The sequence below is a fragment of the Anaeromicrobium sediminis genome (assembly GCF_002270055.1).
Taxonomy (GTDB): Bacteria; Bacillota; Clostridia; order Peptostreptococcales; family Thermotaleaceae; genus Anaeromicrobium; species Anaeromicrobium sediminis.
Genome location: NZ_NIBG01000006.1, coordinates 82,217 through 107,440 on the forward strand (window position 1 = coordinate 82,217; position 25,224 = coordinate 107,440).

At 30.0% G+C, this 25,224-nt stretch carries 23 protein-coding genes; 18 read left to right on the plus strand and 5 right to left on the minus strand.

The window, feature by feature from the left end; genetic code table 11:
* Window positions 1-22: 22 nt before the first annotated feature.
* Complete coding sequence (locus tag CCE28_RS08810; protein ID WP_095133073.1) at window positions 23-943, minus strand: CAP domain-containing protein; 921 nt, start codon at window positions 941-943, stop codon at window positions 23-25.
* A gap of 289 nt (window positions 944-1,232) precedes the next feature.
* Here CCE28_RS08810 and CCE28_RS08815 point away from each other — a divergent pair, with 289 nt between their 5' ends.
* The 12 genes from CCE28_RS08815 (at window position 1,233) to CCE28_RS08865 (ending at window position 15,320) form a co-directional block, all read left to right on the plus strand.
* Complete coding sequence (locus CCE28_RS08815; protein ID WP_095133075.1) at window positions 1,233-2,258, plus strand: ABC transporter substrate-binding protein; 1,026 nt, start codon at window positions 1,233-1,235, stop codon at window positions 2,256-2,258.
* Between the two features lie 80 nt (window positions 2,259-2,338).
* Entirely contained in the window at window positions 2,339-4,042 is a 1,704-nt protein-coding gene (locus CCE28_RS08820) for an ABC transporter permease (RefSeq protein ID WP_095133077.1), read from the plus strand.
* A gap of 11 nt (window positions 4,043-4,053) precedes the next feature.
* Complete coding sequence (locus tag CCE28_RS08825) at window positions 4,054-5,130, plus strand: ABC transporter ATP-binding protein (protein WP_095133079.1); 1,077 nt, start codon at window positions 4,054-4,056, stop codon at window positions 5,128-5,130.
* A gap of 135 nt (window positions 5,131-5,265) precedes the next feature.
* A complete protein-coding gene (locus tag CCE28_RS08830) occupies window positions 5,266-7,017 on the plus strand; it encodes a sensor histidine kinase (protein ID WP_095133082.1) in 1,752 nt (583 codons plus the stop codon).
* Window positions 6,995-8,539 carry a response regulator gene (locus CCE28_RS08835; protein WP_095133084.1) on the plus strand — a complete coding sequence of 515 codons (1,545 nt, stop codon included), beginning with the start codon at window positions 6,995-6,997 and terminating at the stop codon, window positions 8,537-8,539. Before CCE28_RS08830 ends, CCE28_RS08835 begins: the two co-directional genes overlap by 23 nt.
* A gap of 128 nt (window positions 8,540-8,667) precedes the next feature.
* Window positions 8,668-10,008 carry a peptidoglycan DD-metalloendopeptidase family protein gene (locus CCE28_RS08840; protein WP_176461739.1) on the plus strand — a complete coding sequence of 447 codons (1,341 nt, stop codon included), beginning with the start codon at window positions 8,668-8,670 and terminating at the stop codon, window positions 10,006-10,008.
* Between the two features lie 308 nt (window positions 10,009-10,316).
* Window positions 10,317-10,514, plus strand: a complete 198-nt coding sequence (locus CCE28_RS22455) for a M23 family metallopeptidase (RefSeq protein WP_278277537.1) — start codon at window positions 10,317-10,319, stop codon at window positions 10,512-10,514.
* Window positions 10,507-10,611, plus strand: a complete 105-nt coding sequence (locus CCE28_RS23015; RefSeq protein WP_207652878.1) for a M23 family metallopeptidase — start codon at window positions 10,507-10,509, stop codon at window positions 10,609-10,611. The genes CCE28_RS22455 and CCE28_RS23015 overlap by 8 nt, the downstream gene beginning before the upstream one ends.
* Window positions 10,612-10,796: 185 nt before the next feature.
* Entirely contained in the window at window positions 10,797-11,546 is a 750-nt protein-coding gene (locus CCE28_RS08850; protein ID WP_095133088.1) for a hypothetical protein, read from the plus strand.
* A gap of 393 nt (window positions 11,547-11,939) precedes the next feature.
* Window positions 11,940-13,277: a peptidoglycan DD-metalloendopeptidase family protein gene (locus CCE28_RS08855; protein WP_095133090.1), complete on the plus strand. Its 1,338-nt coding sequence runs from the start codon at window positions 11,940-11,942 to the stop codon at window positions 13,275-13,277.
* Between the two features lie 205 nt (window positions 13,278-13,482).
* Window positions 13,483-14,226 carry a hypothetical protein gene (locus CCE28_RS08860; protein WP_095133092.1) on the plus strand — a complete coding sequence of 248 codons (744 nt, stop codon included), beginning with the start codon at window positions 13,483-13,485 and terminating at the stop codon, window positions 14,224-14,226.
* A 185-nt stretch (window positions 14,227-14,411) separates the two neighbouring features.
* Window positions 14,412-15,320 (plus strand): M15 family metallopeptidase, encoded by a 909-nt coding sequence (locus CCE28_RS08865; RefSeq protein WP_242972938.1) that lies wholly within the window; start codon window positions 14,412-14,414, stop codon window positions 15,318-15,320.
* 179 nt (window positions 15,321-15,499) lie between these two features.
* On the opposite strand, the gene CCE28_RS08870 is transcribed toward CCE28_RS08865, so the two are convergent.
* The 3 genes from CCE28_RS08870 to CCE28_RS08880 form a co-directional block, all read right to left on the minus strand.
* Window positions 15,500-16,813, minus strand: a complete 1,314-nt coding sequence (locus CCE28_RS08870) for a HAMP domain-containing sensor histidine kinase (RefSeq protein ID WP_176461740.1) — start codon at window positions 16,811-16,813, stop codon at window positions 15,500-15,502.
* 199 nt (window positions 16,814-17,012) lie between these two features.
* Entirely contained in the window at window positions 17,013-17,699 is a 687-nt protein-coding gene (locus CCE28_RS08875) for a response regulator transcription factor (protein ID WP_095133098.1), read from the minus strand.
* 51 nt (window positions 17,700-17,750) lie between these two features.
* On the minus strand, window positions 17,751-18,143 hold the full coding sequence (locus CCE28_RS08880) for a DUF4342 domain-containing protein (RefSeq protein ID WP_095133099.1): 393 nt from the start codon (window positions 18,141-18,143) through the stop codon (window positions 17,751-17,753).
* Window positions 18,144-18,330: 187 nt separating this feature from the next.
* Between CCE28_RS08880 and CCE28_RS08885 the strand changes: the two genes are divergently transcribed.
* Genes CCE28_RS08885 through CCE28_RS08905 form a run of 5 tightly spaced genes read left to right on the plus strand, consistent with a single transcriptional unit; the run spans window position 18,331 to window position 23,259 of the window.
* Complete coding sequence (locus tag CCE28_RS08885) at window positions 18,331-19,338, plus strand: glycerophosphoryl diester phosphodiesterase membrane domain-containing protein (RefSeq protein WP_095133100.1); 1,008 nt, start codon at window positions 18,331-18,333, stop codon at window positions 19,336-19,338.
* Window position 19,339: 1 nt separating this feature from the next.
* On the plus strand, window positions 19,340-19,993 hold the full coding sequence (locus CCE28_RS08890; protein ID WP_095133101.1) for a hypothetical protein: 654 nt from the start codon (window positions 19,340-19,342) through the stop codon (window positions 19,991-19,993).
* Window positions 19,977-21,020: a hypothetical protein gene (locus tag CCE28_RS08895; RefSeq protein ID WP_095133103.1), complete on the plus strand. Its 1,044-nt coding sequence runs from the start codon at window positions 19,977-19,979 to the stop codon at window positions 21,018-21,020. The genes CCE28_RS08890 and CCE28_RS08895 overlap by 17 nt, the downstream gene beginning before the upstream one ends.
* Entirely contained in the window at window positions 20,972-21,928 is a 957-nt protein-coding gene (locus tag CCE28_RS08900) for an AAA family ATPase (RefSeq protein WP_242972939.1), read from the plus strand. Before CCE28_RS08895 ends, CCE28_RS08900 begins: the two co-directional genes overlap by 49 nt.
* Before the next feature lie 41 nt (window positions 21,929-21,969).
* On the plus strand, window positions 21,970-23,259 hold the full coding sequence (locus CCE28_RS08905; RefSeq protein ID WP_141228340.1) for a DUF58 domain-containing protein: 1,290 nt from the start codon (window positions 21,970-21,972) through the stop codon (window positions 23,257-23,259).
* A 255-nt stretch (window positions 23,260-23,514) separates the two neighbouring features.
* Here the strand turns inward: CCE28_RS08905 and CCE28_RS08910 are convergent, their stop codons facing one another.
* Window positions 23,515-24,465, minus strand: a complete 951-nt coding sequence (locus CCE28_RS08910) for a stage II sporulation protein M (RefSeq protein WP_095133110.1) — start codon at window positions 24,463-24,465, stop codon at window positions 23,515-23,517.
* Window positions 24,466-24,519: 54 nt separating this feature from the next.
* On the opposite strand from CCE28_RS08910, the gene CCE28_RS08915 reads away from it, so the two are divergent.
* Window positions 24,520-25,215: an RDD family protein gene (locus CCE28_RS08915; protein ID WP_095133112.1), complete on the plus strand. Its 696-nt coding sequence runs from the start codon at window positions 24,520-24,522 to the stop codon at window positions 25,213-25,215.
* The last annotated feature ends 9 nt before the right edge of the window (window positions 25,216-25,224 follow it).

Here is a 25,224-nt window from a genome sequence, read left to right on the forward strand (position 1 = left end):
AGATTAATCTCTGCTTAAATTTTTATTTAGGCTTACTAATAAACATTTGTGTGAACATATTTCCATATTGTCCACCTTTTTTAATTCCTATTCCAATATGAGTGAATTCTGGACTTAGTATATTTTTTCTATGACCTGGAGAATTCATTAAAGTATCATGAGCACCTTTAACACTTTGATTACCGGCAATATTTTCTCCTGCTTTAACATAATTTATGCCAAATTGCTTCATCATATCAAAGGGGCTACCATATTTTGGTGAGTTATGGCTAAAGTAATTATTATCTATCATATCTTGAGATTTAATCCTAGCAACCTTAGTTAATTCCATATCTACTTTTAATGCTGGTAAATTGTTTTGAGCTCTAGCTTGATTAACTAGATCTACCATTTCCTTTTCTTGACTAGTTAATGAAGTAGAATTTGTATCTGTAGCTGGTTGAGCTGTTTTATTATTATTGTTTGTAGTATTTGTACCAGTATCTCCTGGTGTTCTACCTGTTCCATTAACTGCTCCATTACCTGCTCCAATATTTGGTCTAGTTCCTGGTGTAGTACCTGGTGTAGTACCTGGAGTCGTTGGTTTAGTTCCTGGGGCAGGAGCTTTACCTCTATCCATACTATCTGGAACTATTGGTTTACATTGTCCCTTAGGAACAAAACCAATTGTATTGTCAGGAAGCTTTACAGCATACCAGTCTGCAACTTCATTTATTACATCAAATGTCTTATTTTTATCTGATGCTTGAAGGACTGGTGCATCTGGCGAACAACCTTTTCTTACATTACAATTATCAGAAGTAACTTTTATCTTTTTTACATCTCCAGCTTTGGAGACAGAAGATGCTACTCCCTTTACTGGTTTTTGAGCAGGATTTTGAGTACAGGAAACTCCAATGATTAATGATAAAATTAAACCAAAAATAAAGAGTATCCTTTTCATGAGAATCCCTCCTTAGATTTTCAAATTTTTAAATTGCTATAAAAATAGTATTAGAAAATATGTTGATTTTTATTATATAAGTTGTCTTTGAAAAAACTCTTAAAATTGCAAAAATTATACATTTTTCGTAAATAACTTAAATCATATAACATGATAATTTTCAGTCATATTGCTAAATGTGTATTAATTTGCAAAAATGTGTAAAAATTTGTTTACTTTTACGAGAATTCACATTATATGAGGTATGATTTATGAGGGGAAAACATTCTCAGTTAAAGGAGGCAAAATCATGTTAAAGAAAAGACTAGTGGCATTAGGACTAAGTGCAATATTAGTACTAGGTATGTTAGTAGGATGTGGTGACAATGAAAAGCAAGCTGAAGAAACAAAGCGTCTTACTATATACAGTGGTCTTATGCAAGATCATATGATTAAAGCAGTTGAAGAGTTTGAAAAGGAAACAGGTATCGAAGTGGATGCCGTAAGAATGAGCTCAGGAGAAATCCTAAGTAGAATTAAGGCAGAAAAGGAAAATCCAAAGGCTTCTGTATGGTTTGGTGGTCCAGCTGATGGATTTATCAGTGCTAAAGAGCAAGGATTATTAGAAAAATATGAGTCTCCAAATGCAGCTAAGATTCCAGCTGAGTTTAAAGATGCTGAAGATTACTGGACTGGTATCTATGTAGGATACTTAGGATTAGTTGGTAACGAAGTATTATTAAAGGAAAAGGGTGTGGAAATGCCACAAAGCTGGGAAGAATTATTAAAACCAGAATTTAAAGGACAAATAATCATGGCAAATCCTGGTTCTTCTGGAACAGCTTATACAGCATTAGCAACAGTAGTTCAATTAATGGGGGAAGAAAAGGGCTTAGAATATATGGCTAAGCTAGATAAGCAAATGAAGACTTATACTAAGTCAGGTACAGCTCCAGGCAGAATGGCAGGACAAGGAGAATGTATGGTAGGTATTACATTCTTACATGATGCTATCAAGTATAAAGAAGAAGGAATGAAGGATATTGTAATTGCAGCACCTAAAGAAGGTACAGGATTCGAAATTGGATCTGTTGCACTTATTAAAGATGGTCCAGATCAAGAAGCAGCTAAAATGTTTATAGACTGGGTATTAACTAAGGAAGCACAAAACATTGGACAAACAGTAGGTTCTTACCAGTTCTTAACTAATCCAGAAGCTTCTACACCAGAGCAAGCTCTTACTATCAAAGACACTAAGTTAATTGATTATAACTTCAAGTGGGCTGGAGAGAACAGAGGAGAAATGGTTGAAAAGTGGAATAAGGCAGTAAAATAAATATGTTTTAGAATGAGAATCTTGCCAAGGGCAAGATTCCTGTTCTTTTTACTAAATAAACAAATATATGAGGTGATAATATGGAAAATCTTCAGACCTCTAAAAATAGTTTTTTAAAATATAGACTAAAAGAGATGGAGAAAATTGTAAGGGACCCAATACTATTTACATCAATATTATTAGTTATGATATCATTAGTAGTTTTTATAGTTTGGCCTCTATATGAAATATTAAAGGAAAGTTTCGTAAGTGAAAGTGGAGTTTTAACATTAGAATTTTATAAACAGGCTTTAACGAGTAGTGAGAACAGGAGAATATTATTTAATACGGTGGGCCTAGGTGTATTCGTAGGAATTATTGCCACTGCTATAGCCTTTGTATTTGCCTATGCAGATGCTTTTTTAAGAATTAAATTTAAAAAGATATTTAACCTAGTATCCATATTACCAATTATATCACCGCCCTTTGCATTGGCTATGGCATTTATCATGTTATTTGGCCAAAGGGGTATTATTACTTATAAATTATTAGGAATTCCAGATGCAAATGTATATGGATTTAAGGGTTTGGCCTCAGTTCAGATTTTAACATTCTTCCCTGTAGCATACTTATTGTTACTAGGAATATTAAAAAAAATTGATCCTTCCATAGAAGAAGCAGCTAGAAATATGGGCGCTTCAAGGGGACAGGTCTTTAAGACTATAGTATTACCTTTAGTAAAACCAGGAATTTTAAATGCATTTTTATTAGTATTCATTCAAAGTGTGGCTGACTTTGGAAATGCCATGGTTATAGGTGGAAATTATACTACCCTATCAGCCCAGGTATATATTCAGTCCATGGGGAATTACGATTTAAAGGGTGGTACAGCCTTAGCATCAATACTTCTTAGTATATCCATATTAATGTTTGTTCTACAAAAATATTGGATTGGTTCAAAATCATATGTAACTGTAACAGGAAAGCCATCTAGAAGTAGAAATTTAATAGAAGAAAATCATATAAGAATACCTATTTTTTCCATATGTTTATTAGTAACAGCTTTCATAATTTTATTATATTGTTTAATCCCAATCGGTTCTTTTGTTAAGGTTTGGGGAATTGATTACACTCCAACTATGAAACATTATGAGTATATAGGAAAGATGGGAGTTAAATTCATAAAGGATACTACAATAATGGCCCTTATAGCTATGCCAATTACAGGGGTATTAGGAATGGTTATAGCATTCTTAATTACTAGAAAGAAGTTCATAGGAAGAAGAATGATAGAGTTCACATCCATGCTTGCCATGGCAATCCCAGGAACTGTAATAGGTATAGGATATGTACTTGCATATAATGAAAGGCCACTCATGTTAACAGGAACTGCTACTATAATAATTATTTCATTCATATTTAGAAGTATGCCAGTAGGTATAAGATCTGGTATTGTATCTTTACAACAAATTGACCCAGCCATAGAGGAAGCAGCACAAGATTTAGGGGCAAGTACTTTGAAAGTATTTACTTCTGTTACTATTCCACTTATTAAGTCAGCATTTTTTAGTGGCCTAGTATATTCTTTCGTAAGAAGTATGACAGCTTTAAGTGCAGTAATATTCTTAATATCTGCAAGACATAACATTCTTACGGCAGAGATTATGAATCAGGTAGACGTAGGTAGAATTGGAGTTGCTGCTGGATATTGTACAGTGTTAATTGTAATAGTTGTAACAGTAGTTGGAATCATGAAATTATTACTTAGTAAATTGGGTGTAGATACAAGCCAATCTAAAATATAGGAGGCAGAGAAATGAGTAAATTAAAAAGTGTAGTATTAAAAGATTTAGTTAAAACTTATATAGGAAATGACGGGAACCTATTTACTGCAGTAAAGGGTATAAACGTTGAGATAAATCCAGGGGAATTTGTAACGTTACTAGGTCCATCAGGATGTGGAAAAACTACTACTTTGAGAATGGTAGCAGGATTTGAAATTCCTACAGATGGAGAAATTTTCATAGGAGATGAAAATGTAAGCAGACAAACTCCTGACAAAAGGGATACGGCTATGGTTTTTCAAAGCTATGCTCTATTTCCACATCTAAACATATTTGACAATGTGGCTTATGGTCTTAAGTTAAAGAAAATGAGCAAGGAAGAAATAAAAGAAAAGGTAGATAGTATATTAAAGCTAGTAGGCCTTGAAGGTTTAGGGTTAAGAGCTCCAAACCAATTATCAGGAGGTCAGCAACAAAGGGTTGCCTTAGCTCGAGCCTTAGTTATGGAACCAGCAGTACTTTTATTTGATGAACCCTTATCTAACTTAGACGCTAAGCTTAGAGTATATATGAGAAATGAAATAAGAAGAATTCAAAAGGAAATTGGAATTACTAGTATATATGTAACTCACGATCAATCAGAGGCCATGAGTATGTCAGATAGAATTATTATTATGAACAAAGGAAATATAGAACAAGTTGGAACTCCAAAGGAAATATATGAAAAACCAGCTACTGCGTTCATTGCTGATTTCATAGGAGAAGCTAATATTATTGATACGAAAATTATAGATAAGAAGGACAAGGCAGTAACCATATCTATTGGGGAAAAGGAATTTAAATTAAGTATTGATAAAGACTTTGAAAAGGATGAGGATGTATTAATCGTAATTAGACCTGAAGCTGTGGAATTAAGTGATACAGGAAATACGGAAGTAAGTATTAAATCATCCATATTTATGGGAGCATATCAAGATTATCTTATAGATATAGATGGGGTGGAGTTAAAAATAGTTCAATACGATCCACAACATAAAAAGGTTTATAATAAAGGACAAAGGGCTTATATAAACTTAGATGGAGATATAATGCATCTAATAAAAAAATAAGTAGTTAGATAAACTTACATAGACTCAAAATGGGAAACGGGACATAAAAATTATTTTTAGTCCCTTTTTCTGTATTGAAATCTTCTTTGATGATATAATACAATTTTGTAAGGAGAAAGGATTGAATTTATTAAAATGATATTTGAAAACAGAACTTTTAGAAGCAGATTATTTAAATTATTCATGTTAATAGGAACTATTCCCTTAGTTTTAATGGCTATTTTCTCTTATTACAATACTTCCTACAGAATATCAGATAAGATAGATAATTCTACTCAGGAAAATATGGCTATAATGGAGGAACTTATAGACTCTACCATAGTGAACTTGGGAAGCATATCAGATTTCATAGTGGAGAATAAAGAGATACAAAATATATTAAAAAAGACAGAGTATAAGACTTATGAAGAACGATTTGAAGATGTTCAGAAGGTATATACCATAGTAAATAGTATAGAAGTAAGGCGTATGGATATACCAATTTACATATTGGGACTAAATACACCCTATAGTAGATTTACTACTCAACCCTATTTTTCAAATATGTATGGAAGTAAGCAAAGTTACTTAATAAGGAAGTTTATGGATTATGATAGGGATAAATTTTTTTATGTACATAGGAAAGTAGATGGTAGGGAAAGCAAAGATACAGTCCTTACTATAGTAAGGAAGATACGGGATTTAGAGACGGATACAGTATTAGGATTTGTATTTTTAGATATATATGATGAATACTTTGATAATATATTTAAGAAATTTAACTTATATGAGGATAGTAATATATTTATATTAGATCAAAATGGAATTATTATAACAGATAATAAATATAAAACTGAAACTACTTTTAAGTATAATGACAGGTGTTTAGAAATAATAAATGAAGGTAAAAATAATCCCTTTGAATTTAATATGAAAAACATGAAATATAAAGTATATTATACTACTTTAAAAAATACTAAATTTACGATAGTTAGATTAATACCTCTTAGACATATTAATTATGAAAAAAGAATAATTATAGAGACTTTTATAGGTATATTTGTAATCTTGTTTATTAGTTCAATATTAATATCCTATCTATTGTCTAATAAAATATCTGAACCTATAAAAAAGTTATCTACCACCATGGAGGAAGTAGAAAAGGGTAGATTAGATATATCTATAGATTTGACCAATTGTGATGATGAAATCTATAATTTAGGAAAAACCTTTAATAAGATGATTGAAAAAATTAATATCTTAATAGAAGAAGTGTATATGAAAAAATATTTATTGAAGGAAGCAGAACTTAAAAATTTAAAGTCCCAAATTAATCCTCATTTTCTATACAATAGTCTAGAATCTATTAAATGGATGGCAAAACTGGGAGAAAATAAAAAGGTATCTAAGATGATAACTAGCTTAGGGAGGTTCTTGAGATACTCTATTAGTAAGACTGATGATATTGTAACTATTAGGGAAGATCTTACCCAAATAGAAAATTATTTAAAGATAATGAGACTTAGGTTTGAAGATAAACTGACCATAGAGTATGACATAGATCAAACTATTATGGATGAAAAAATGCCTAAGTTACTAATACAGCCATTAGTTGAAAATGCATTAATACATGGAATAGAAAAAAATACAGATAAAGGCATAATAATAATTAAAGTATATAGAAGTGCTGAGAATATTGTATTTGAAATAATAGATAATGGAATGAACTTTAAAAAGGACTTTAAAATGGGAATAGGCCTTTCAAATGTGGACAAAAGAGTGAAACTTTATTATGGGAAAGAATATGGAATTAGGTTTAATAGGGTAGATAATAAAACCTATTGTAAACTAACTATAGGAGAAAATCTTCAAGGAGAGGAAGTTCATGGAGAAAGTATTAATAGTTGATGATGAGTATTTTGCAAGGGAAGGTATGAAAAAAACCATAGACTGGAAAGGCTTAGGCTGTGATTTAATAGGAGAGGCTAAGGACGGTTATGAAGGAATCCAAAAAGCTAAAGAGCATATGCCAGACCTTATAATCACAGATATAAGTATGCCTGGATTAAATGGTTTAGATATGGCTAAGGAAATAAAAAAGTTTAATGAAGACTGTAAATTTATCATAATAACGGGCTATGATGATTTTAATTATGCAAAGGAGTCTTTTAAAATAAATGCTTTTGATTTCATTCTAAAGCCCATAGATGAGGATGAGTTAGAAGATTCCATAAAAAAAGTAATAGAGCACATTAGAGAAGACAAATATACTTTTACTGTTGAAAGGGAGAAGTTTATAAGAAACTTAGTAAAGGGTAAGATAAAGGATGAATTTCAAATAGATAATTACAGACAAAAGTATAAAATCCACATGGAAAAATTATGTACAATAATTTTAGAAACAGAGTATTTAGAAGAATTTTATGAAACTAATCATATGGAAGAACTGAATGAACAATTAGAATATATAAAAAGAGAAATATTTGAAAAATTTGAAGGAATTGAGAACTACTTTATAGAAAGAAATGAGAAGATAATACTTTTAGTGGAGATTGATTCTAAAGATAAAATATTAGATATATGTAATAGAATAAAAGAGATACAAAAATCCTTTTATCATAATTTTTTATTGAATATAACAATAGGCATATCAAACAGGGGTTCTTTAAAGGATACGAGAAAATTATATAAAGAGAGCAAAAGAGCCTTGGAAAATAAAATTTATGATGGAAAGGGAAGTATAAACTATTATAGTAAAGTAAAAGATGTGGAGAATAAAAAATTAATGCCCCTCTTTCATAAGGAAGAAGAACTAAAAATGCATATATCTTCTTCAAATAAAGAGAAAATAAAAAAAATAATAGACAAACTGTATAAGATTGAATTTAAGAATAATCACACGGCACCTACTTTCATAAAAAGTAGTACCATACATATAGTATTATTGAACTTTAACCTTTTAAAAGAAAATCACATATGCCCAGAAAATGTTTTTGATTCAAAGGAAGATTTTTTTCAATTGATTGAACAAAGGGATACTATAGAAGAATTATATAAAATCAGTTTAAATATTAGTATTAAAACGGCAAACCTCATAAAAGGAGGGAATAACATATGTAATTCTAATATGAGTAAGGTGTTAAAGTATATAAAAGATAACTATAACAAGGATATATCCTTATCAAAAGTAGCTAAAACAGTATATTTATCAGAGAGCTATCTAAGTCGCAAGATAAAAGAGGTAACAGGAAAAAACTTTGTAGAGTACATAACTGATCTAAGAATTAAAAAGGCAATGGAGTATTTAAGTGATGAAAATTATACTATTGCAGATATTGCCAAAGAACTAGGATACTCTGACTATAGATATTTCTCAAAAAGTTTTAAAAAGTATACGGGAATTTCTCCCAGAGAGTTTAGAAAACAGTGAAAATATGATAGTATATACCTATGTGAATTTTTATCAATAAGATAAAGTTAAGAAATTGTTCAAAATTTGTTAACATTTATATGTTAGTATGCTAAAGAATGATGTTTAATTGGAAGAGGCTGATGAGAGTGGATTTTAAAAAAATGATAAATGAAAATAAAAAAATATGTATAGGAATAAGTATTTTTGCACTAATGATAATTTCGTATGCAATTTTTGCTAATAGCGCCTATGAAGTAAAAGTAAATGGTAAAGTAGTAGGTGTAGTGAAAAATAAAATTCTACTAGAAGAAGAATTAAACAAAATGAAAAAGCAGGTAGAAGAAAAAATCGGAACTAAAATTGTGGATGATAATAAATTAGAATTTAAAAAAATAAATGCCTCAGAAGATGAATTAACATCTGAAAAAAATATGATTAGCATATTATCAAATTTATTAAATTATGATATACAAGGTTTTGTTATAAATATTGATGGTGAAGATATTGTAGTCCTAAAGGATAAGGAAACGGCTGAGAAGGTATTAGAAGAAGTTAAAAAGTCATACACGATAGAAGGTAGTGAAATAAAGGAAGCTACTTTTAAAGAAGATGTGAAAGTTGAGGAAATAAAAGTTCCTATAAATCAATTAAAAGAAGAAGAAGAAGCAGTAGAGTACATATTAACTGGTGGAATAGAAGAAAAGATATATGAAGTACAAAAGGGAGATACGGCTTGGGATATAGCAATTAAATTAGATATGCCCTTAGAAGAAATAGAAAAGGCCAATGAAGATGTGAATGTAGAAAGGTTACAAATAGGCCAAGAAATAAGGCTTAACGTGCCAAAGACCTATGTTCATGTGAAAACTACAGAGTTAGTATCATATGAGGAATACATAGATTATGATATAGAATATGAAAGATCTAGTGCCTTATATGAAGGGGATAAAAAAATAAAGAAGCAAGGTATAAAGGGAAAGAAACAAATAGAAGCAGAAGTTATAAGTTTTAACGGGGAAGAAGAAAGTAGAACTGTATTAGAAGAAAGTTTAATATCTGAACCAGAAAAAATGATTGTTATAACGGGTACTAAGAAAAGAGTATTTAATGTGGCTTCTGGTAATCTATACAATCCTACAAGGGGAACAATGACCTCTAGATTTGGTACTAGATGGGGAAGAAGGCATACTGGAATAGATATAGCTAATAAAATGGGGTCATCTATTAAGGCTGCTCAAGGAGGAAAAGTAGTGTTCTCTGGATGGAAGGGTGATTATGGAAAATTAGTTATACTAGATCATGGTAACGGATATGAAACTTATTATGCCCATTGTAGTTCTTTACTTGTGAAAAAAGGTGATATTGTGAAAAAGGGACAGGTAATTGCTAAAGTGGGTAATACAGGAAGGTCTACAGGACCACATGTTCATTTTGAAGTGAGAAAAAATAATGTACCATTAGATCCACTTAAATATGTTAAGTACTAAAGTTATGGGTATTACCCATAACTTTTTTCTATTGTTAAAGAGATTGGAGCTAAAATAGGAGAGTCTATAGAATACAAAGTATATGCCTGTACTATAAATATAGAAGGTAAAGAGCTAGTAGCATTAAAGGATGAAGATACTGCTAATGCAGTATTAGAGAAAGTTAAAAAGTTTTACATGAAAGAAGGAATCGAGTTAAAGGGACTAAGAAAAGAACATTTACCATTGCATCAGGAACATTATCTAACCCTACTAGAGGTAGATTAACTTCTAGATATGGTAGGCGATGGGGAAGGGCCCATACGGGTATAGATATAGCAGCACCAGTGGGAACTTCCATAAAGGCAGCACAAGGAGGAAAGGTTACCTTCTCTGGTTGGAAAAATGGATATGGTAAGGTAGTTATAGTTAACCATGGTAATGGATATAGTACTTATTATGCCCATGCAAATACACTAAAGGTAAAAAAAGGGCGATTATGTAAAGAAAAATCAAGTTATAGCTAGCGTTGGAAAGACGGGACGAGTAACAGGGTCTAATCTGCATTTCGAAGTAAGGAAAAATAGAACGCCGATAAATCCAATTTCATATGTGAATTATTAAGTTGTAAAATTATTTTACAGCTTTTTATTTTTGAAAGATAAAGTATACAGTATATTCAGAAAAATTTTCGAGGTAAATATTGTAAAAATCTAAAAAATAGTGTATTATTTAATTAAAATAGTATGTTAAATAAAATACAAAGTTAAATAAAAAAATTGAAACGTACATCAAGGGGGGCAACAAAAATGATTAAAAAAGCAAAAATAAAAGAAAATACTATAACTGTTTTAATAGCTTCAACTATTAAGAGTGTAGAATTTGAAACTAATGTTAAGTTTGAAAAAGAATATGTGGATGAGATAAGTTTTTGTTGTGAAAAGTTTACCAATTTGAATGAAGAAGGCATTAAAAAGTATAATAAGCATTTTAAATGTAAAATCCCACATGATAAGGAAAGAGATGAGGACAATAGATATGTACCACTAAGAATGGTACTAGGAAATATGGCAAATGCTTTGTATCAATTTAAATTAGAAGAAGAAGAGGTTCATATAAAATTTGTATGCGACACTAATGCCACATACCATAGTCTAAAACGTTGTATCCAAGCATTAACTAGAGATACACAAGAAGGAGCTTACATATTAGAACATTTAAAAGAATTTAAGAATAAGGAAGAAGTATTAATAATAGATAAGGAATTGAAAAAGCAGGGAAAAGATTATAATTCAATTTTAAAAATTAATTTAGAAGATTCAACAGAGGATAAGCAAGTTAAATTAAAGGAAAACTTAGTTGAAATAAGAAATCTTATGGAATGTTTAAAGAAGGACTGTTATGAAGCATATGATGTGGATGATATATTAATGGTTTTAGATGAAATAGGTGGAGCTTTAGCAGATGGTAATAGGGGAGCAACAGTTTTAATTGATGATGACAAAAAGAAAAAGACAGTAGAAAAATTAAAGAACCTAATGAATTTATTAGGAGCGTAAATAGAGGGAATGATGTTTTTTAAACATCGTTCCTTTTTTTACTTACAAGGAAAGTTAATTGACACAAAACATATAAATCAATAAAAAAGAAGGGGTGTGGGGGAACATCCCCTGTCCGCTTCAAAGGAGGTACTCAGATTGCAGTAGCAATCGTCGAAGGAAACCATAGGGTTTCCTAGCGAAGCATAGGTCGTATACCTTTTTTATGTTTATATAAAAAACAAGTCCTGATTATGTTGAAATTAACAAATAAGAAATAGGTCCTAGGACTTTTGCTGAAAAATATAGGGACCTTTTTCTCGTTTTTTATCAATATGTTACCAAAAATTACATGTCTACCAAAATATATGATAGAATGAGGTCAAATATTGATAAATAGCGAGGTTGAGAGGGATGAACTTAAAGAGTGTGCTAAGTGAAAAAAATAAAGTAATATATATTTCTATCTTTTTTATGCTATTGTTTAGTTGTTTAGGCTTATTAAGTACTGCTTACGAAGTAGTATTAGATGGGGAAAGGGTAGGATTTGTAGAGAATGGATATATTATAGAAAAAGAAATAAAAGGAATAAAGAGTGACATTGAGAAAGACTTAGAGAGCAGTATAATAGTAAAAAATCAGTTAAAGTACAATAGGGTTATTGTATTAAAGAAAAATATAAATGGAGTAAAAGATATAGTAAGTATATATAAAGAAAAACTAAATTATAAAATTGATGGATCTGTAATTGAAGTGGATGGAAAGGAAATTATATCATTAAAAAGTGAAAAAGATGCTAAAGATATGCTAGATAAAATTAAAGAAAATTATATATCAAAGGGGAATCTACTTAAAAAAGCTACTTTTGTGGAAGATGTGAAGATAAAGAAAAAAGAATTAGACAAAGATGAAATTACAAGTAAAGATGATGGAATAAAGGAGTTGCTGACAGGTGGAATAGAAACTAAAGTCCATAAGGTAAAAAAGGGAGATACTGCATGGGATATAGCTATAGCTAATAACATGAGCATAGAAGAGATAGAGAAGGCTAACAAAGGAATAAATATTGCAATTCTTCAAATTGGACAAGAGTTAAATTTATCTAAAGCAAATGCCTATGTACATGTGGAGACTATAGAATTGGCATCTTATGAAGAAGAGATTCCATATGAGATAGTATATGAAAAATCTCCAGCCCTAGATATGGGAGATAAATTAATAAAAGAAGAAGGTATAAAGGGAAAGAAAAAGATAGAAGCGGAAATCGTTAAGATGAATGGCATAATAAAAGTAAAAAATATAATCAATGAAGAAATCATAGAAAAACCTAAGAACATGATAGTTATAAAGGGAACTAAGTTAAAGACATTTACCATAGCAGCAGGGAGTCTACTTAAACCTACCAGGGGAAGAGTAACTTCTAGATACGGAAAACGTTGGGGGAAACATCACAAGGGAGTAGATATAGGGGCAGCCATTGGAACACCTATAAAGGCCACTGGAGGGGGAAAAGTAGTTTATTCAGGTTGGAAAAATGGGTATGGGAAGATAATTATATTAGATCATGGAAATGGATTTCAGTCTTATTATGCCCATTGCAATAGTTTAAAGGCTAAAGTAGGAGAGTACGTAAAGAAAGGTGAGGTAATAGCCACTGTAGGTAAGACAGGGCGAGTCACAGGACCACATCTTCACTTTGAAGTGCGTAAAAATGGTGTGGCAATAGACCCTCTTAATTATGTGAAATATTAAACAGGAAAATATTGTAAAAATGCGTAGGTTAGTGTATGATTATATATGCGACTATTTATGAATCATGGAAATTTCTTAATAGGAATAGGATTCATAACTTTTTAAAAATTTTCATAGTCTAAAAAGGATGAATTAAGTTTACTCTTAAATGAGTATGAGCTAATAGGATAGCAAATACTAATAAGTAATTAAGGAGGCGAATACAATGGATTTAAGAGGAAGAGTGCTGGATATAGGAGAAATATTTTCATATGCATTTAATGTATTTAAAGATAAGTTTAAAACCATATCGGCCATAATGCTAAGCATATATGTACCTATTAATGTATTTTTTGGAATGGCAATATTTTCTTCATCAAGTGAAATGCTTACAACTTCTATGTTATTTATGACACCTATAGCTGGTATTGTTACAGGCATATTAGGAGTAGCTGGGACTGTAGGTGTAATATATGTAGTTGAAAGTTATTTAGTAAAGAATGAGGATTTGCCTTACAAAGAGGCATTTTCAAGGGCATTTAGTATAATAGGTAGTTCTATTTTATTAGCTATAGCAGGAAACTTTTTAATATTTATTGGAATGATTCTATTAATCATACCAGGAATAGCTATTGCCATATATATAGTATTTAAATATCAATCCATGGCCCTTAGAGGAACTAAAGTATTAGAATCCTTAAGCTATAGTAAGAATGTAGTATCTGGTAGCTGGTGGAAAATATTATTCGTAAATATAATATGTGGTCTTTTAGCACTGGTAGTAACAAGTCCATTTAATCTTATAGGTGATTCAATGATAGGATATATTATTGTTCAATCAGTAAATGCCATAGTCATGTCCTTTACTATTATTGTAAATACAGTTATGTTTTTAAATTTAGATTTTATTAAAAATGAGAAAACGGATACTTTTCTAGTAGATGAGCATAAGAATGATACTTTAATATAGTTATGGTTGTACTCAATACAAAGGATTATTTTCAAATAGCAGGTGACATATTCACCTGTTATTTTTGCATTTGGAAATAATTCAAAATTGAAAGAAAAGCATATAATAGGTTTTTGAGACAAATAATATTAAGGTAATTAAGTTTATTAAAAGGACTGAGAAAAATGAAAAAAATATGTTTATACATGTTCTTATTCACAGTGATTTTTTCTATGGGGTGCACTAAGAAAGAGGAGACAGCGGAAAAGGTTAAAGAGACTAATTCGGTGGATATGGCTTATGAAATAAATATGAAAAGGGATTTGTTGACTTTAATGATGGCCTATCCTGAATATATAACAGATGTGGAAATGACCAGTGATGATAAGGTCTATGTGATTATGAAATCTGGAAATAAAATATTGTATGATGATAAACAAAAAAAGAACTATTCTGCTAAGTTAAATAATCCTGATCTTCAAGATATGTTAGAGGAAATATATCCCTTATCCCATGTGGATGAAATAATGGAGAAAAACTTTGACCCAGGAAGAATTAGGGTATATGCCTTACTAAAGGAGGTATATGGAAATAGTAAGATTGGAGTAGAAAAGAATTTAGTATCTGCCAAGGGTGTAAGATTTAATAAAAATAATAGGGCAGCAGAAAACATAAAAAATGTAATGAATGAATTATTGCCATTAGCTAAGAGTAATGGAAAAATAGGTGCTTGCGTATATCCCATGAGTGGAACCTTTTGCTATAGGGTCATATCAGGAACAGGAAGACTTAGTCCCCATTCCTTTGGAATTGCCATAGATTTAGCTCGAGATAATAGGGATTATTGGAAATGGGCTAGTAAAGAGGCTGGAGCTAAAAGGCTAAAATCCTATCCTCAAGAGATAGTAAATATATTTGAAAAGAACTATTTCATATGGGGTGGAAAGTGGAATCATTTTGACATACTACATTTTGAATATAGGCCAGAGTTTATAATCAAGAGTAAATATTTTTCTAAAAATATAGGTTTAGATGAAAAGTGGTACTCAAACGTAAATATAAATGATGAATATATAAAAAAATGTATAGATTTAATTGAAGAAAAAATAAAATAAATTTTAATTTAATGATTAAAGTCTCAGAGGAAGGGTATTATATAAATACCTTAAACAAACTTAAACCCAATAATGCTGTAGAAGCCTTATGAAGTAAGCTCCTTTCTATAATTTGATTTTGGTATTGAAAAGCTAAAAAGCAACTTATAATAAGTTGCTTTTTAGCTTTTTGTATATTACTACTTTTCAGGAAAATATATTAAAATTTTAGTTCCTATATCTACAACACTATATACTCGAATAGTTGCATAGTGTTCATTTAATATCCACCTACATATGGATAGACCAAGTCCTGTTCCTCCCGTTTCCTTTGTTCTAGATTTGTCAGAACGATAAAATCTATCGAATATATGGGGAATATCCTCTTTAGGAATTCCAATTCCATTGTCTTCTATGGCTAAAACTGTATTCTTATTTTCTTTATAAAGCTGAACCTTTATATAACCTTTATTTTGTGTGAATTTAATGCTGTTATCTACAAATATTCGTACTGCTTGCTTTATTAACTTTCTATCTCCATATAAGCTAATATTATTATTATTTTCTAATAAAATATCATGGTCTTTATCTATTAATTTTGTCTCTTTAACTATTTCTTCACATAATTCACTTAAGGAGAATAGACTTTTATTTACCACTTGAGTTCCCTTGTCACTTCGAGCTAAGAACAATAATTGTTCAACTAAGTCCTTCATATTTTGTGATTCTGATCTCAATGCATCTATAGATTCGTCTAGAACTTCCTTATCATCCTTGCCCCATCTATCCAATAAACTGGCATATCCCTGGATTACAGAGATAGGTGTTCTGAGTTCATGAGAGGCATCTGACACAAATTGGTTTTGTTTCTCATAATCACGTTCAAGCCTATCTAACATATTATTAAAGGTAATAGATAACTCCCTAAGCTCATCATGGGATTTATTAATATCTAAACGGGTAGACAGATGATTAACAGAAATGTCATTAACTGTCTCTGTCATATTTTTAATAGGTCGTAACATTCGCTTGCTTAATTTAGAGCCTATGAGAGTAGACAATAAAATGCCTGTAGATGATAATAAGAATAAAGCAATTACTAAAAGTAATATATAAGTGCTTTCTTCCCTATAAAATTTTTCGATTATTACAGTATAATCCACATTATTTTTAGACTTGACCCTATCAACTCTACTGGCCATGAATAAAGTATCAAACTCTCTTAATGTGTGTTCATTGATTCTAATATACCCATTGTTTACAATAGAATCGTATAAATAGTTTTTCTTAGGAGATTTAAAATAAAAGATTTTTTCTTGCCTATCAAATCTTTTATATATGCTTATATCTAGATTCTCATATTTAGATATAATTTTAATAGTATCAAGAGGTAACTCTTGTGAATTTTCTATCTGTGATAATATATCGGAAGAGGGGTCCCAGTAACTAGAATTAGAAGGATCTACTAGTATTACATAGGATGCAATTACTATACATACACTTAGAAAAATCACTAATAGGGAAAATAAAAAGGAATACACTATTGTAATCTTAAATGTTAGAGAAAACCTAAATAATCTTCTTAGAGATCTAAATAAAGTAAATATTGTTTTATCTAACAGAAATTTTATAAATAAGAAAGAATATATAAATACATTAATTGAAAACGTAAAAAGGAATTTGATTATATACATGAGGATTTTAAAGGCTTTTTTAAAAATTCTCATCTTTAATTGTGTAACCTACCCCTCTAATTGTATGGATAAATTTTTTATTATATTTATCATCAATCTTACTTCTTAGATACCTAATATATACGTCTACTATATTTGTATCCCCCACATAATCATATCCCCAAACTACCTTAATTATATTATCTCTAGATAAGACAATATTTTTATTTTCCATAAGGTATTTTAAAAAATCAAATTCCCTTTTAGTTAAATCTATTGGATTATTATTTACACACACCATATGTTTATCTGAATCTAAAGATAAATCACCAATTCGTATAATGTGAGTTGTCTTCTCAGTAAAAGAATTTCTTCTTAAAGCTACTCTTATTCGAGCCAGAAGTTCTTCTATTTCAAAGGGCTTAGTCATATAATCATCAGCACCAGTATCTAAGCCCATAACCTTATCAAGAGTATCATCTTTAGCTGTTAACATTATAATAGGAACTTGAGAAGTTTGCCTTATTCTTCTACATACTTGAATGCCACTTAATTTAGGTAACATAATATCTAGTAAAATTAAATCTACTTGATTTTTTGAAAAGTTATCTAAGGCCTCTTTACCATCCTGTGCTTTTAGGACTTGGTATCCCTCATATTTTAATTCTAATTCTAAAAATCTTAATATTTTAATCTCGTCTTCCACTATTAAAATTGTCTTTTTCAATTGTAATCCCCCTAATAAACAGTTTTACAACTAAATTATACTATATAAAGCCTATTCTTTGCTTAAATTAATAGATTCATTACAGGAAGTTGTAGGACTAGGCACATTAATTATTTTGAATTCACATTTTAGTATTAATGCTGTCAATATGCAAAGTAATGATACTGGAGTTGTAAATAGTCCGATTAATATACTAAGAATTAAATTAAGCTTTAATATGGTCTCTCCATCTTTCGAAATGGTTAATTTATAGTTATTGTATTTATTTAAGCTTTGAGTAAATTTTTCCTTATTTATTTTAGAAGTATTTTTATTTGTTTTTTCCAGATAAATAATACTATCCAATAAATTCCCGTTATTTTTTTCCAAGGCCTCTTTGGCTTCCTCATAAGAAACATTAACCCTTTCTCTTAATAGGTCTATTTGTTTTAAATCAATGCTCATATTAAATCCCTCCTAATAAATTTTTATTATGGATTTAGTATAGGATTTTAAAATTAATGTACATTTAAAGAAAGATTAAAATTAGATTAAAAAATATTTTAAAAACATGCATTAATTTAAAAAAGAAGGAAAAAAATGTAATAAGTAGAATTAAATTAAGTACTGTGTCTAGAAAGGATGTGTGAATGTGGAAGAAACATATAAAATAATGGAAAAAACAGAAGTTATAGATAAGAGTTTTAGTATTCACAAAAAAAATTTAATTACATTGGCCATATTTGTAGTGGCATATGGTCTCATATATTTGGTAGCTGCAATATTGGGAGCATTGATAGGGGGAGTATCTGTAATAGGCTTAATTGGAAGTGGCATAGAAAATCCTTCATCGGCAGTGGAGATTCTTGGGAAATCTGCAGGGGGTATATTAATAATATTAGTTTTAGGAAGTTTATTTCTTGGAATTACTCTAGCTAGAAATGCTGGAATAATCAATATAGCTTCTAATGCTTTTTTAGGTAAAAATGTTAGTGTGGAAGAGGCCTTTTTAGTAAGTTTTAAATCTATTCCAAGGCTTATAGGGGTTACAATAGCAGGAATAATATGGTTTATTCCCTTTTTAGTAGGTATTGGTGTAGTCGGATTTATATATGGAAAAAGTGCAAATTCCATATATATGAGCAATTTAATAAATACAGGACCTGCATCTATGGTGGGAATTGTTATATCAACCATAATATTCGTTGCTATTATTATGTTAATAATATATACGTATATAACATTACATCGATTTGCCATCCATACGGCCATATTAGAAGACTTGTCATTTTTTAAAGCTCTAAAGAAAAGTAGACAATTAGTTAAGGGGGAGTTTTGGAAGATATTTGGAATATTAATGGCATTTTATATTATTGTGGGAGGCATAAAGTTTTCCATATATGCTTTAATGGGAGAAATAAGTTTAATAGGTGGTTTAATAACTAAATTTACTTCAGGAAGTGAAGAGATGTTAGCTAATAGTTTGATGGCATCTAGTCTAAGCAGAATTCCTGTTAACTTATTTACGTCTGTATTTGTGGCTCCTGTGGCAGATATATTAGTCACTATACTTTATTACAATCAAAGATTTAAAAAGGATGGTTATGATTTAAAACTTACACTTGAAAATATTAAAAGAAATTCTATAGGAGAGAACTAAATTGAAAAACTTAACTTATGAAGAATTTCAGAGAGAAGCATCTAATATATTAAATAGTCGTGAATATGCACATTTAAAAAGAGATTACATGAATGTAATTAAAAAGATAGTAGAAAAAATAGGAAAATGGTTAGAAGGTCTCTTTGAAAATACTAATATGGGAGAGCGGGTTATGGAAGTAAGTGAACCCATTTCAAAGGCCATATTAGCTTTAATAATAATAGCCATTATTGCTTTAGTAGTATTAGTTTTATTAAAATTTAAAAAATCTAAGGATATGTCTTTAAAAGAAAAAAACATATTAGGTGAAGTTATAAAAGAGGGTATTACTAGTGATACCTTTAGAAATAGAGCTAAGGAAATGGAGAAAATAGGCAAATATAAGGATAGCATAAGACTTGAGTTCATAGGATTATTGCTTAAACTTGATGAAAATCATATTCTCTACTTAGATGAAACTAAGACTAACTATGAATTCACACAAGAACTGAGAAACAAAGGGGTATCATATACCCATTTGTTTATAAATGTGGTAGAAATATTTAATGAATCCCATTATGGAGAAGTACATGTAGATAGTAACTATTTTAAAAGATGGGAAGGAAATATAAATCCCCTATGGAATGAGGTGTTAAAAGTTGAAGAAGAAGTCTAAAAAGGATATATTCATACTTTTAATCCTCTTTGGTACATTAATATATGTGACTTTAATATTTTCAGGAAAGAGCAAGAGTTTAGGTGGGGATTATTCTATTTTAAATAAAGAACATAAGGGTCTTAGTGTGATTTATGAAACCTTGAAAAATTTAGATTATCCAGTGAAATTTAAAAATAATAACTTGGAAAATGTACCTACAGATAATATCCATGTGATAACCATGCCTAAAAGAAAGTTCTCATTAGAAGATGGGAAGATAAAAAATTGGATTAAAGATGGAGGTAAAATAGTTTACTTAGGAGATGATTCTCTGCAGAGCCTTCACTATGGTAATGAGATCAAGTCCACAGAAGACTTTTTAGTATATGAATATGGACAGGGGTTTGTCCTAATAGGAAGAGCAGAGGTATTCACTAATAAGTATTTATTAGAAAATAAGGAAAAGGCCTACGAAATCATTACATATGTGGATAGGTGGTCATATGTAAATATAATTTTTAATGAATATTATAACTATATGGATTCTGAAAGGTATTCCCTGTGGGAAGACTTGCCTGTTGGAATTAGAATAATGTTACAACAACTAGTCATAGTAATAGTATTATTTTTCATATATAAAGGCTCTAGATTTGGAAAAATAAGACCTCTTTATGAGGAAACTCAAAGGGATAAGGATGAATACTTAAAGGCTGTTTCTTCCCTATACAAAAGGGGTGACTGTAAAGAGGAAGTAATAAAGATATATTATGAAGATTTAGAATTTAATGTGAAGAAAACTTTTAAGACAATAGGTTCGAAGAAGAGTTGGATAGAAACTTGGAATGAAAAAAATATAGAAAATTATAATAGAGCTAAGAGGGTACATGAAATCTACTCAAATATTAATGATAAAAAAATTAGTAATAAGGAATTTACCAATATAATAAGGGACATGGAGAAATTAAAGAAAACATTAGAAAAAAGGAGTGAATCCTATTGGAAGGATATATTAAAGGAACCACAAAAGAAACAGCAGATAAAATAATGAAGGAAGTAAAAAAAATAATAGTGGATCAGGATGAAGCAATAAAAAATTGTTTAATAAGCCTTTTCTGTGAAGGGAATGTTTTGTTAGAAGGAGTTCCTGGGTTAGCTAAAACCTTACTTGTAAAAACCCTTTCTCAATCTGTAGATTTAGAATTTAAAAGAATACAGTTTACTCCGGACTTAATGCCATCTGATGTGACAGGAACTAAAATATTTAATATGGAGACTCGTGAATTTCAGTTAAAGAAGGGACCCATATTTACTAACTTCCTTTTGGCAGACGAAATAAATCGTACTCCACCTAAAACTCAGGCAGGACTCCTTGAAGCAATGGAAGAAAAGTTTGTAACCATAGATGGAGAAAGATTAGAATTACCAAAACCATATATGGTATTTGCAACTCAAAATCCTATAGAGTATGAGGGAACCTATGTATTACCAGAGGCCTTAACAGATAGATTTTTAATGAAGATAAAGATAAGTTATCCATCAAAAGAAGCAGAGAAAAATATTTTAATGAAACATAATTTAAATATGATGGATATAGACAAGAATGTAAGTGCCGTATGTAGTAAGGAACACATATTAAAGTGTAGAGAAGAAATTGAAAATGTAATAGTAAAAGAAGAATTAATAGATTATATTGTGGAGGTAGTATCTAGAACTAGGGAAAATGAATTAATAGAAATTGGAAGTTCCCCAAGGGGAGCTATTGCGCTACTTAAAACAGCTAAGGCTCATGCGGCAATGGAGGGGCGTGATTATGTTATTCCAGAGGACATAAAAGAAGTAATAATACCTACCCTTACCCATAGGATTATTTTAAAGGCTGAGATGGAAATAGAAGGAGTTTTAGTGGAAAATGTAATAATGAATATACTAGATGTAGTAAAAGTGCCTAGATAGAGAGTTTGGTGATAGATTTGATATTTACAAAAAGGTTTGTAATGATTATTGGGTTAGGCATATTACCACTACTTTTAGGCCATATATTAGACATATCCTATTATATATTTTTAATATATAATGTGGGAGTCCTATTAGTTTTGTTATATGATTATAAGACCACGAAATATGATGAGAATATTGAAATAGGTAGATTTGGAGAGGATAAATTATCTATTCACGAAGTGGAGCATATTAGTTTTACAATTCATAATAAGAACAATGAACCTATTAATGTGAAAATAAAGGATGAAGTACCTGATTTTCATTTTGAAATTATGGATGAGGTAATATCAGAAAAAGTATTACCAAGAAATAGGTCCAATATATCCTATAGGCTAAGACCTAAGAAAAGAGGTGCCTATGAATTTAATAAAATTCATATGAGAATAGAAAGTAGGCTTAAATTAGTTTATTTAAGAAAGGTCATATCATTACCTAGGGAATATAAGGTATATCCTAATTTGAAAAATTTAAAGAAATATAAATTATTAGTTGCAAAAAATAAATTGATGGAACCTGGGAGAAAAAGCCTAAGATCTATAGGCAGTAAAACTTCATTTAGCCATCTAAGGGAATATGTGGTAGGGGATGAATATAGAAAAATAAATTGGAAGGCAACCGCGAGGGAAAATAAGCCAATAGTAAATGAATATGAACCAGAAAAGAATCAGAGGATACATATTTTACTAGATGAAGGACGAACTATGTCAGGAGAAATAAGGGGATATAAAAAATTAGATGTAGCAATAGACGCAGCACTACTTTTGGGGGATATATCTAATCAAAAGGGAGATTTATGTGGTTTAACTACCTTTAACAGGAACGTTAATAGTTATGTGAAACCAAATAAGGGTCCAGGACACAGAAATAATATACTGGAGACTTTATATCATATAGAAGGTAGCAGTATTACTTCTAACTATAAGGAAGCCTTTTTACATTTGAAGAAAAAGGAAAAGCATAGGGGGATAATATTTTTATTTACAGACTTCTCCATAATGGAAGAGGGAGAAGAAATACTTAAACATCTTTCTATTATAAGCAAAAATAATATAGTTACCATAGTGTTGATTAAGGATGAAAATAGACAGAATGTATTAGGTGAAAAAAGTAACTCTGTGGAAAAGATATATGATAAGGCTGTAGCTATGGAAATGTTGAAAAATAGAGAAATGGTTATAAACTTAATTAAAAAGAGAAAAATAATGTGTATAGAAGCAGATAGGGAAGAATTATCCCTTAGGGTAATAAATAAGTATTTAGAGATTAAAAATCAAATGGATTTTTAAATGGATATAGATGAACTAAGGCCAATCCAAAGGTATGTGAACTTACTGCGGTCATATAAATGAAAAATATTTTATAAGGTAAGTCACTATGAGACTACAGAATGTGAATATTATACTCGCGGTAAAAGAGTCATAATTGTTTACAGCACATGATGTTCTCATGTTCCACCTTATAAAAATTTTTCATTCATATTCTCTTGTAAGTGCTATAGTTTATCTTATCTATGAAATAAAATAAATTAAAAGTCCTTAGGACTATTGTTTATGAGATTTATTTCCTCTAACAATATAAAATATAAGCATTATAAGGGTCATTAAACTAAAGGCTAATTTTATATTTGGAGATATGGCTAGTGGTGTAAAGAATCCTTCTATAATTCCGGCTATTATGAGCATGACTACTATTCCTAATAAAAGGGATGATGCCTTTTTAGCTCCTAATACAATGGAATGGGCTCTAGATAAATCTTTGGGAATGAGCATGTGATATGCAAGGAGGAATCCTGCACCACCACTTATGAAAATAGCTGTTAACTCTAATATTCCATGGGGTAATATTAAAGACCAATATACGGTAGGATTGCCATTTAAATATATGAGTGCAGTCAATCCTCCAAGTAATGCTCCATTTAAAAATAGTACATAGATGGTACCAATACCAAAGGTTATTCCAAGGACAAAGGCCTTTAAGGATATGGAAATATTATTTACCATAATATAACTAGACATTAGGGGGTAATCCCATTGTCTTTGTGAGTCCATGGAGTAATCTATAGTTTCTATTAAATCCTTAGGAAGAAAATAATAGGCACTAGATTCATTTACTAAGACCATTACTAGGGACAAGATAAATCCTAAAAAGAAAATTCCAGTAGAGCAATTAATAAAAAATGAAAATTCTTTTATTTTTTTAGGAAACCCTGTTGTTAAGTAATTCAACATTTTTTTAAAACTATTTTCTTTAACAGAATAGAGGTTATTATGAGCTCTACCCACTAAAGAATTTAAATAATTACTTATATTAGTATTGGGAAAGTGAGTATTAGCATAGGAAAGATGATAAGAACTTTCCTTATATAAATATAGAAAGTCTCGTAATTCTTTGGAGTTTAAGTTTTTATGTCCACTTTTATCTATCCTATCCACATAGGAATTTAGCTTATCCCAACGAGATTTGTTCTTTTTTATAAAAATTTCTTCATTCATAATAAACACCTCATTTATGATTATACCAAAGTCTGGAAAAAAGGGGGATATACTGTGAAAAAAATTACAATAACCACTCCTGAAAATACACAAATAGAATATAATTTAGCCAGTGTAGGTTCTAGGGTAGCGGCTGCTGCAATAGATATGATTATTCAGTTTACCGCATTAGGGATAATTGGTCTAGGGGTATTTTTTACTTGGGCTGGAAGTTTAGAGTATTTACAATCAAAGGGAGATGGCTGGATAATAGGAGCCTTAATTATATTAACTTTTGTAGTCTCTTATGGCTATTTTATATTCTTTGAGATGAAGATGAACGGTAGAACACCAGGGAAAAAAATATTTAAACTAAGGACCTTAAAAAATAATGGACAACCCATAGATATAAAAAGCTCCATAATAAGGAATTTATTTAGAAGTATACTAGATGATCAGGGTATTGGAGTTGTGATGATATTCTTTTCAAAGGAGCATAAACGAGTGGGAGATTATGCTGCATCTACCATGGTAGTTGTGGAGAAAGATGAAAAAATATATACATTGGAAGAAATTAATCTTGAGCATGATCCGAACTTATCTAAGGATGAGAATGACCTATTAAAGGAGTATGAACGTAGAAAAGGTGAATTAGAAGATTCACACATAAAGGAAGAAATAGAAAAATATTTTAAGGAAAAGGATAGGTTAAAGGGCACTATAGAATTAGAAAAAACTAAAGAAGATATTTTAGATAATATGGAAAAGTAAAGGTCAAGT